Origin of the sequence: Arthrobacter sp. STN4 (genome assembly GCF_024539665.1) — a bacterium.
In the GTDB taxonomy this organism is placed as follows: domain Bacteria; phylum Actinomycetota; class Actinomycetes; order Actinomycetales; family Micrococcaceae; genus Specibacter.
Window position 1 is genome coordinate 53,267 of record NZ_JAKZGX010000022.1, and the last position, 9,263, is coordinate 62,529.

The following is a 9,263-nucleotide window of genomic DNA, read 5'->3' on the forward strand; positions in this document are numbered from 1 at the left end:
TGGTTTATTTGATGGCGCCCTGGGTCAGCCCGGACATGACCCAGCGCTGGGATATGAGATAGACGATGATGGCCGGGGCCATGGCCATCAGGTACGACGCGAAGGACACGTTGTAGTTGTTGCTGAACTGGGTCTGGAAGATGTTCTGCAGCACGGGCAGGGTCTGCAGGGCAGGGTCTGCCGTGATCAGCGTCGGCATCATGTAGTCGTTCCACGACGCCAGGAAGGCGAAGATGCCCACCGTCGCGCTCATCGGGGCCAGCAGCGGGAAGACCAGCCGCCAGAACACCTGCCAGGTGCTGGCGCCGTCGATCCTGGCACTTTCCTCCAGCTCGGCTGGAATGGAGCGCAGGAAGGCGGTGAAAAGCATGACGCTGAAGGACAGCTGGAACATGATGTGCAGGATGGCCACGCCCACCGGGTTGTCCAGGTGCACCATGCCGGTCAGCTTCACCTGGGACAGCGCAACCACCGGGAACGGCAGGAACATGGCGGCCAGCAGGTAGAAGAAGGACCAGCGGAACACGCGGTTTTCCCAGTTGTGTGAAATGGCGAAGGCGGCGAACGAGCTCAGGGCGATGGTGCCGGCCACCGTGACGGCGGCAATGAAAACGGAGATGGCGAAGCTGCGGGGGAAATCCGTGAGCGTCCACGCCTGGACAAAGCCGTCCAGGCTCAAGGGGAAGGGCAGCGAAAATGCGTTTCCGTCAACGGCCTGCCTGGTGGTCTTGAAGGCCATCACGCAGCTTGCATAGAGCGGGACCAGGACGGTGAGGGAGCAGAGGGCAAGGATGATGGTCAGCGCCCAGCTGCCGCGCCGGGCCCGGGATGGACGACGGCGGGGGCGGCTCCCCGCGGTGGCGGGAGCCGTGTGCGTGGCCGGGGCGGGCATGACTTGGGTGCTCATCTAAAGGGCCGCCTTTCCGCGGGTGGTGCGCAATTGAAGCAGTGCGATGACGATCGCGATCAGGAAGAAGATGGTCGCGTTGGCCATTTGGTAGGAGTAATCGCCGTTGGAAAAGCCGTTGAAGATGGACATGGCAACGCTGGTCGTGGAGGTGCCGGGGCCGCCCCCGGTCAAGCCGACAATGATGTCGTAGGTGTTCATGAAGCCCTTGAATCCCAGGATGAGGTTGATGACCACATAGCCGGCGGTCAGGGGGACGGTGATGGAGCGCAGCTGGCGCCAGCCGCCTGCCCCGTCGAGGGAGGCGGCTTCGTAGACATCCGAGGGGATGGCCAGGACGCCGGCGATGTAAATGAGCAGGGTTCCCGGGATGGCCTGCCAGGCGGTGACCACCACGATGGCAAGCCAGGCCAGGTCCGGGTTCGCCAGCACGCTTTGCTCCAGCGGCCCGAAACCGACGGCCGAGGCAACACTGGGCAGCGAGTTTGAGAACAGGTAGTTGAAGACATAGGCGATGACAATGCCGGAGACCACCATGGGCAGCACAAAAACCGCACGGAGGGCGATCCTTGCCCGGATCCTGGAGGTCAGGGCGATGGCCAGCAGGAACGCGACCACGTTGACCAGCAGCACCGTCACGACGGCGAAGCCAATCGTGAACAGGTATGCCGCCAGGATGGCCGGGTCGGAGAAGACGGCAATGTAGTTGGTCAGGCCGATGAACCTGAAATCGCCAAAGCCGACGGAGTTCGTGAAGCTGAGGGCGATGCCCATGACGGCAGGAACCATGATCGCCAGGGTGAACAGGATGACGGTGGGCAACAGGAAGAGATAGAAGACGGGTTCGACGCGGCGTCGCCGCCGGACCGGAGCCGGGGATGAAAGGGCCATGATCTTTACTCGATTCGTGGGTGCGGGACGGCGGTCAGGCGTTGCGCAGGGCGAGCCGGGACCAGTCGGAGTCCAGGGTGGCCAGTTCCGGCCCGGGGGCGGACCCAAGGGCGATGGCCTGGGCATAGTTGGCCACGGGGATGGAGGCCGGGATCAGCTGCGAGGCGCCCAGGTAGAAGGCGGCGCCGTCGTAGTATTTCTGCATGCCGGCCAGTGCGGGGTTCCTCGCCGGCGGGGAATCCGTCCGGACGCCGAAGCCGTTGTTGTCGGCATTGTATTTGTCGTTGACCTCCGGCTGCATGAGGAAGGACAGGAACTGGCGTGCCGCCGCCTTCTTTTTCGACGCTTCCGGGATCCACAAGGCGAGGTCGACGTTCACGCGCACCTTGAGGTCTGCAGGGTCTTCGGTGACCGGGAGGGGGAAGGTGCCCAGGTTCATCGTGGGCGCGGTCTTGGCAATTTCGTTCAGTGCCCACGGGCCCTGCAGGTACATGGCCGCCTTGCCTTGGGCGAAGGCGAGGTTGCCGTCGCCGTATCCGCGGCTTGCGGCATCCTGGTTCGCCAGCAGGGCAAGCTGGGACATGCGCTGCATGGGGGCCTGGAAGTCTTTTTGGAACGACGCGGCAGATCCGGCCCGCACCGAGGTGCCCTCGGCGTCCAGGGCGCTGAAGAACCGGGGGATGTCCACCATGCCGCCGACGCTGTAGTCGAACATGCCCTGTGCCACGGTCCAGTTGTCCTTGAGCGTGTTGTAGAAGGGGGAGATCCCGGCGCCCTGAAGCGTCCTGCACACCGCCTGCAGCTGGGACCAGGTGGTGGGCACGGCCAAACCGTGCCTGGCGAACATGTCCTTGTTGTAGATGACCGAGGCAGCCATGACCGAGTACGGGATGGCGCTGGTGCGGCCGGGGTAGGTGGCCGTCTGCTGGAGCAGTGGCCACAACTTGGGGTTGATCGACTTGGCCTCGGCCATGTCGGAGAGATCGCTCAGGGCCCCATGCCTGACGAAGGCCGCCACGGAGAAGTTGTAGTTCCAGCAGCCCAGGTCCGGGGGCTGGTTCCGCACGAAGTCTGCGGACATGCTTGACGTGGAATCGCGGATGACCCGGACGGTGTCCTGGCTCGCGTGGAACTGCTTGATCAAGCCGTCAAAATAGCCGATCACCTCCGGCTTGGAGACGTAGAAGGTGATGGTGGTGGTTTTCCCGCCGGACCCCTGGCCCGGGGCGCATCCGGCCATCGACAGCCCGGCTCCCAACGCTGCGGCACCGAACAGGAACGACCGCCTGCTCAGTCCCGGCTGCGCTGCTGGTGTAGTGGATTGCACGTCATTGTCTCCCTTGGCTGGACTTCCCTGGCTGGACTCCGATGGTCCGCCGGCTTCGCGGCGGCGTTTCTCTAACAACTAAATCTAGAATCTATATTTAATAAGCAAAGGTAATATTGCCTCACGACGGCGATGGGGTCAAGGGATGTTACGGGAAGATGTGGCGACGTCGCCGCAATTGTTGCGGCGCATGAACGTAGGGGCGGTGCTGCGCTATGCGTTGGCTGCCCAGACCTTTCTGGCGTCGGAGGTCATGGCGGCGACAGGGCTGACCCGGTCCACGGTCCTGGGGCTCTGCGACACCCTCGTGGCGCAGGGGTGGATCGACGAGGTGGCTGATTCCCGGGAGGCCGGCCAGTACAGCAAGGGCCGGCCCGCCCGCCGCTACCGGCTGCGCGACCGGGCCGGCTATATCGTCGCCGTCGACGCCGGCCAACACACGGTCACCGCGGCCGTGGCCGATCTGCGCGGCACCATCCTCGCCCGGACCGGCCACACGATCGACGGCGTGCAGGGCCCCGTCCGGCGGACGGCGGCGCGCGGTGCCGTCGATTCCGTGCTGGCACAGGCGGATGTGCGCCCGGAGGAGGTCTTCCTCGTGGTGGTCGGCGTGCCGGCCCCCGTGGACGGACAGGGACACTCCCCGGCGGGACACGACTATTGGCAGCACATGAATCCGGGCTTCCCTGCCGTATTTGACGATTGCGGCCGGACCATGGTCGACAACGACGCAAACCTGGCGGCGCTCGCCGAACACGCCCGCAACCCGGGCCTTGACTCCTTTGCAACGCTGTTGTCCGGTGAACGCTTCGGTGCGGGGCTGGTCGTTGACGGCAGGCTGCTGCGCGGCCGGCACGGCGGTGCGGGCGAAATGCGCCTGCTGGACATTGTCCAGGGAGCCGGTTCCTCCGAAGGGCTGGGGTTCCTGGCCCGGGAATGGGCTGTGGCGGCCAGCAAGGCCAGGACCCTGCCGCCGGGATCGGCGCTGGCGCAGCTTCCCCGGGCGCAGTTGTCCGCCGAGGCGGTGTTTGCCGCAGCAGCCGGCGGGGATGCGGCGGCGCAGGGCATTGTGGACCGCCTGGGGGAGCGGCTGGCCCGCGTTGCCCAGATACTGGTGAGCCTGCTGGACGTGGAGAAGGTCATCGTGGCCGGGGCCATCGCCCAGGCTGCGCAGCCCGTCATCGACAAGGCCGCCGCCGTGCTGGATGACGTTTTCCAGCCGCCCGTGCCCGAGCTGGCGGCGTCCACGCTGGGGGCCGACGGCGTGGTGCTGGGAGCACTGGAATGCGGGCTTTCCATGTTGCGCGACGAGCCGTTGTCGTTTGCCCCGTTTCGCCCCGGTGTGGCGCGTTGACGGGCCGTTTTTGGGCCGCTGCGGGCGCCCGGGGGTGAAAACCGGGGCAGGAATCACTGCAAATCGGTCCAAAAACCACGAAAAACGCCCAAAATTGCCGGAATCCCGCGGAAGAACTGGTAAGTTCGCTAGCAGTGGTTGACACGCAACCGCGTGGAACAAGAATTTCTTGACGTCCAGGAGGACAAACATGGCTAAGAATCGTAGCGAACTGGTTGCGGAAGTTGCTGCAAAGGCTGAGACCAGCCAGACCGCAGTGAACGGCGTCCTGGACGCACTGTTCTCGGTATTCGAGAGCTCCGTTGCCGCCGGTGAAAAGATCACCATCCCGGGTTGGCTCTCCATCGAGCGCACCGACCGTGCAGCTCGCACCGGCCGCAACCCGCAGACCGGCGAAACCATCCAGATTGCCGCAGGCCACAGCGTCAAGCTGTCCGCCGGCTCCAAGCTGAAGGCTGCCGTTTCCAACAAGAAGTAATCACCACAACTTCGCCGCGGGGGCGGCCGGCACCTGCCGGCCGCCCCCGCGTGTTTAATCCGCAGGTGAAGCTGGGAAGTCCCTGATTCGCCCTGGACGGGCATGGTGCCAGACAATGGAAGGGTGCCACCCGTAGAATCAGCCCCCGCCACGAGTCCCCGCCCGGAGATTGCCGCGCCAAAACCCGGTCTGGCCGGCACTTTTGCCGGCGGCATTCGCGGGCCGTGGTGGTGGCTTGGGCTGGCCGGCGCCATGGCCGGCGTCGTGGGCGCTTTGCTGTGGACCGGCGCCGCCGGGGTGCAGCAGCTCGGCGATCCGGGGGCCTTCACCCGCTGGGGCCTGCCCGTGGCCACCACCATCCACAACCTGGCCCTGGCCACGGTCGTGGGCTCGCTGGTGTTCGCCATCGTGATCCTGCCCAAGGATGCCACGGCCCGCCGGCCCCACAGCGGCAAGCAAAAGGCTGACTCCGCCAAGCGCCACCACGTCCCCGAACATCCCGCCTTCACCCGCGTCATGACGCTGGCTGCGGTGGCCGGCGGCGTCTGGACCCTGGCAGCCATCGCCGTCCTGGTGCTGACGTATTCAAGCATCTCCGGGCTGTCCGTGTCCGGCAGCAGCGAATACACCCACCAGCTGGTGTTTTACATGACGTCGCTGCCCGTGGGCCAGGCCTGGCTCATGGTGGTCATTTGCGCCGCCGTCACCACCACCCTCGTGTTTGGCCTGCGCAATATCAGCGCCCTGGCAGTACCCCTGGTCGTGGCCCTGCTGGCGTTTGTGCCGCAGGCGCTGATCGGCCACTCCGCCTCCAGTGCCGACCACGTTGGCGCCGTGAACTCGCTGTTCCTGCACATCACCGGCGTTTCGCTGTGGGTGGGCGGCGTCATTGTGCTGGTGGTGGTTTCCGGGGTGTTGGGCAAGATCACCGCCCCGACGCTGCAGCGCTTCTCCACGCTCGCCATCTTCGCTTTCGCAGGCGTGGCCGGCTCCGGAATTGTCAACGCCGCCATCCGCATCACCAACTGGCACGACCTCTTCTACTCCAGCTACGGCCAGCTGATCCTGGCCAAGTCCGCCGCCACCATCCTGCTCGGCGTGATCGGCTGGATGCACCGGACCTGGATCATTCCCCGCCTGGCCGGGGGTGAAAAACCAGCGACGGCGGCCCGCACCCGCCGCCTGCTCTGGCAGCTGGTCTTTGGCGAACTGCTGATCATGGGCATCACCAGCGGCCTCGCCGTGGGCCTGAGCCGCTCCGCGCCCCCGCAGTCCCGGGAACTGGTGCAGGCGGCGCTGACCCCGGCCCAGATTCTCACCGACTACCCGCTGCCACCGGAGCTGACCTTCTCCCGGTGGTTCACCGAGTGGCGGATGGACTGGCTGTGGGTGGCCTTCGCCCTGGCCGCCGCGGCCGCGTACATCTCCGGCCTCATCAAGCTGCGCCGCCGCGGGGACAAGTGGTCCGTGCTGCGCAGCGTGTCTTGGTTTGCCGGGCTCGTGTCCCTGGTCTACATCACCTCCGGCGGGACGGCCGTGTACGGCCAGGTCCTGTTCAGCGCCCACATGGTGGAGCACATGTCGCTGATGGTCATCGCCCCCCTGTTCCTGGCGCTGGGCTCGCCCGTGTCCCTGGCACTGCAGGCGCTGACCCCGCGCCGGGACGGCAGCCGGGGCGTCCGCGAATGGATCCTGGTGCTGGTGCACTCCCGGTACTCGCAGCTGATCACGCACCCGCTGTTTGCCGCAGCCAACTTCGCCGGCAGCCTGGTCGTGTTTTACTACTCGCCCCTGTTCAACCTGGCCATGCGCTACCACGTGGGCCACGAGCTGATGATCGTGCACTTCACGCTGACGGGTTACATCTTCATCATGAGCATGATCGGCTCGGACCCGCTCCCGCGCCGCTTCCCGTACCCGATGCGGCTGCTGCTGCTCCTGGCAACCATGGCGTTCCACGCATTCTTCGGGGTCTCCCTGATGATGGCCACCAACCTGCTCTCGGGCGAATACTTTGGCAACATGGGCCGGCCCTGGGGTGACTCGGCGCTGGTTGACCAGCAAACCGCCGGCGGCATCGCCTGGGGCGTGGGGGAGGTCCCCACCCTGGCCATTGCCATGGGGGTCGCCTACATGTGGTCGAAGTCGGATGCGCGCGAGACCAAGCGCAAGGACCGGGCCGCCGTTCGGAATAACTACGCCGACCTCAACGCTTACAATGACATGTTTGCCCAGCTGGCCCGGCGTGACGCCACGATGGACTCCGCCCACAGCGGACCGCCGCTGCCGCACCTGCACAACAGCCCGGCTGCGCCCCCAGCTTCACCGTCTGGTACCCCATCCGGTTCACGTTCCCAACCTGGGTCACAAGGAGAAAAGCACTAGTGGATTCTGCAACGAACACCGCCGCCACCGTCCGCGTCCGCGCCTCCGAACTGCAGGGCCGTGCCTGGCTCAACACCGGTGGCGCCGAGCTGGGCCTGGAAAAGCTGCGCGGCAAGATTGTCATCCTCGATTTCTGGTCGTTCTGCTGCATCAACTGCCTGCACGTGCTGGACGAACTGCGCCCCCTGGAGGAGGAGTACAGGGACGTGTTGGTCACGGTGGGCGTGCACTCGCCGAAGTTTGAGCACGAGGCGGACCCCGCGGCCCTCGCCGCCGCGGTCGAACGTTATGAGATCACCCACCCCGTCCTGGACGACCCCGAGCTGGCCACCTGGCAGGCCTACTCCGCGCGCGCCTGGCCCACCTTGGTGGTGGTGGACCCCGAGGGCTACATCGTGGCCCACCTTTCCGGCGAGGGGCATGCGGCCGGCCTGGCCTCCTTCATCCCCGAACTGATCGCCGAGCATGAGGCGAAGGGGACCCTGCACCGCGGCGACGGGCCCTATGTGGCTCCCGAGCCCGTCTCCCGCGACCTTCGCTTTCCCGGCAAGGTGCTGCCGCTGGCGGGCGGGAACTTCCTCGTCTCCGACACCGGCCATCACCGGCTCGTGGAGATGGGTCCGGACCTGGCCACCGTGGTGCGCACCATCGGGGCCGGGACCAGGGGGCACACGGACGGTTCCGCCGGGCAGGCCGAGTTCAACGAACCCCAGGGCGTGGCGCTGCTCCCGGCCGCACTGGCCGCGCGCGTCGGGTACGACGTGATCGTGGCCGACTCGGTGAACCATCGCCTCCGCGGGGTCACGCTCGCCACCGGCGAGGTGCGGACCGTGGCCGGCAATGGCGTGCAGCGGCTCCTGGATGCGGGCCCTGCGCGGGTGGACGACGACGGCGCCCCGGCCTCTGCGACGCAGCTCGGCACCGCGCCCCTCGAGATTGCGCTGTCCTCGCCGTGGGATGTGGCGTATTCCTCCGTGCTGGAGACAGTGGTGGTTGCCATGGCAGGAACGCACCAGCTCTTTGGCTTTGACCCGGCCAGCGGTGCCGTGGAGATTGTTGCAGGCAACGGGCTCGAGGGACTGCTTGACGGTCCAGCCCACCAGGCCTGGTTTGCCCAGCCCTCCGGCCTGACCGAGGACGCCCAGGGAAATCTCTGGGTGGCCGACTCCGAAACGTCAGCGCTGCGCGTGGTGAAGTTCGGGCCTGCGGGCGATGCCGGCGGGCGGACGGCGACCGTGGAGACCGCCATCGGCGAGGGCCTCTTCGACTTTGGCTTCCGCGACGGCGACGCCGCCCAGGCCCGCCTGCAGCACCCGCTGGGAGTCGCCGTGCTCCCGGACGGTTCCGTGGCCGTGGCGGACACCTACAACGGTGCCGTGCGACGCTACGACCCCGCCACACGGCAGGTCAGCACGCTGGCCCGCGGGCTGGCCGAGCCCAGCGACGTGCTGCTGGACGAGTCCGGCGACGTCCCGCTGCTCATCGTGGTGGAAGCCAACAAGCACCAGCTGATCCGCGTGCCGCTGCCCAAGCAGGCACTGCAGGTCGACGAGGGCGCCGCACAGACCCAGCGCCCCAGGACTGCCGTGGCCAGCGGCGGGCTGGCACTGACGGTGCGTTTCTCGGCGCCGACCGGGCAAAAGCTGGACGACCGCTGGGGCGACCCCACGCAGTTGAAGGTCTCCTCCACCCCGCCGGAACTGCTGGTCTCCGGCGGCGGCACGTCCGTGGGCCTGTCCCGGACGCTGGTGCTGTCAGCCGATGTGCCCGAGGGCGTGCTGCACCTGACCGCCCGGGCCGCGGCCTGCGACGGTCCGGAGGATGGGAACGGGGAGATCCCGGACCACGCCGCCTGCCACCTGTACCAGCAGGACTGGGGCATCCCGGTGGTGCTCTCCGCCGACGGTGCCAGCGAACTGGC

7 protein-coding genes are annotated in these 9,263 nt (G+C 66.9%); 4 read left to right on the forward strand and 3 right to left on the reverse strand.

The annotated features are described in order from the left end of the window. Window positions 1–4: 4 nt before the first annotated feature. The 3 genes from MMF96_RS14655 to MMF96_RS14665 are packed head-to-tail and all read right to left on the reverse strand — an operon-like array spanning window position 5 to window position 3,038. Window positions 5–907, reverse strand: coding sequence for a carbohydrate ABC transporter permease (locus MMF96_RS14655; RefSeq protein WP_256883947.1), 903 nt, complete (start codon window positions 905–907; stop codon window positions 5–7). Beyond that, a complete protein-coding gene (locus MMF96_RS14660) occupies window positions 908–1,798 on the reverse strand; it encodes a carbohydrate ABC transporter permease (RefSeq protein WP_176617482.1) in 891 nt (296 codons plus the stop codon). 34 nt (window positions 1,799–1,832) lie between these two features. Continuing rightward, complete coding sequence (locus MMF96_RS14665) at window positions 1,833–3,038, reverse strand: extracellular solute-binding protein (protein ID WP_306295908.1); 1,206 nt, start codon at window positions 3,036–3,038, stop codon at window positions 1,833–1,835. Between the two features lie 232 nt (window positions 3,039–3,270). On the opposite strand from MMF96_RS14665, the gene MMF96_RS14670 reads away from it, so the two are divergent. The 4 genes from MMF96_RS14670 to MMF96_RS14685 form a co-directional block, all read left to right on the forward strand. Beyond that, window positions 3,271–4,479, forward strand: coding sequence for an ROK family transcriptional regulator (locus tag MMF96_RS14670; RefSeq protein WP_256883949.1), 1,209 nt, complete (start codon window positions 3,271–3,273; stop codon window positions 4,477–4,479). 190 nt (window positions 4,480–4,669) lie between these two features. Beyond that, complete coding sequence (locus MMF96_RS14675; protein WP_110502511.1) at window positions 4,670–4,957, forward strand: HU family DNA-binding protein; 288 nt, start codon at window positions 4,670–4,672, stop codon at window positions 4,955–4,957. Between the two features lie 102 nt (window positions 4,958–5,059). After that, window positions 5,060–7,342 carry a cytochrome c oxidase assembly protein gene (locus tag MMF96_RS14680; protein ID WP_375141446.1) on the forward strand — a complete coding sequence of 761 codons (2,283 nt, stop codon included), beginning with the start codon at window positions 5,060–5,062 and terminating at the stop codon, window positions 7,340–7,342. Then, on the forward strand, window positions 7,342–9,263 hold a 1,922-nt coding region (locus tag MMF96_RS14685), incomplete at its 3' end, for an NHL domain-containing thioredoxin family protein (RefSeq protein ID WP_256883950.1). The genes MMF96_RS14680 and MMF96_RS14685, both read left to right, overlap by 1 nt.

Bases quoted from the DNA above. Each gene is read 5' to 3' on its own strand.
- MMF96_RS14655 (WP_256883947.1), bottom strand. From the start codon at position 907: ATGAGCACCCAAGTCATGCCCGCCCCGGCCACGCACACGGCTCCCGCC.
- MMF96_RS14660 (WP_176617482.1), bottom strand. From the start codon at position 1,798: ATGGCCCTTTCATCCCCGGCTCCGGTCCGGCGGCGACGCCGCGTCGAA.
- MMF96_RS14665 (WP_306295908.1), bottom strand. From the start codon at position 3,038: ATGGCCGGATGCGCCCCGGGCCAGGGGTCCGGCGGGAAAACCACCACC.
- MMF96_RS14670 (WP_256883949.1), top strand. From the start codon at position 3,271: ATGTTACGGGAAGATGTGGCGACGTCGCCGCAATTGTTGCGGCGCATG.
- MMF96_RS14675 (WP_110502511.1), top strand. From the start codon at position 4,670: ATGGCTAAGAATCGTAGCGAACTGGTTGCGGAAGTTGCTGCAAAGGCT.
- MMF96_RS14680 (WP_375141446.1), top strand. From the start codon at position 5,060: ATGGTGCCAGACAATGGAAGGGTGCCACCCGTAGAATCAGCCCCCGCC.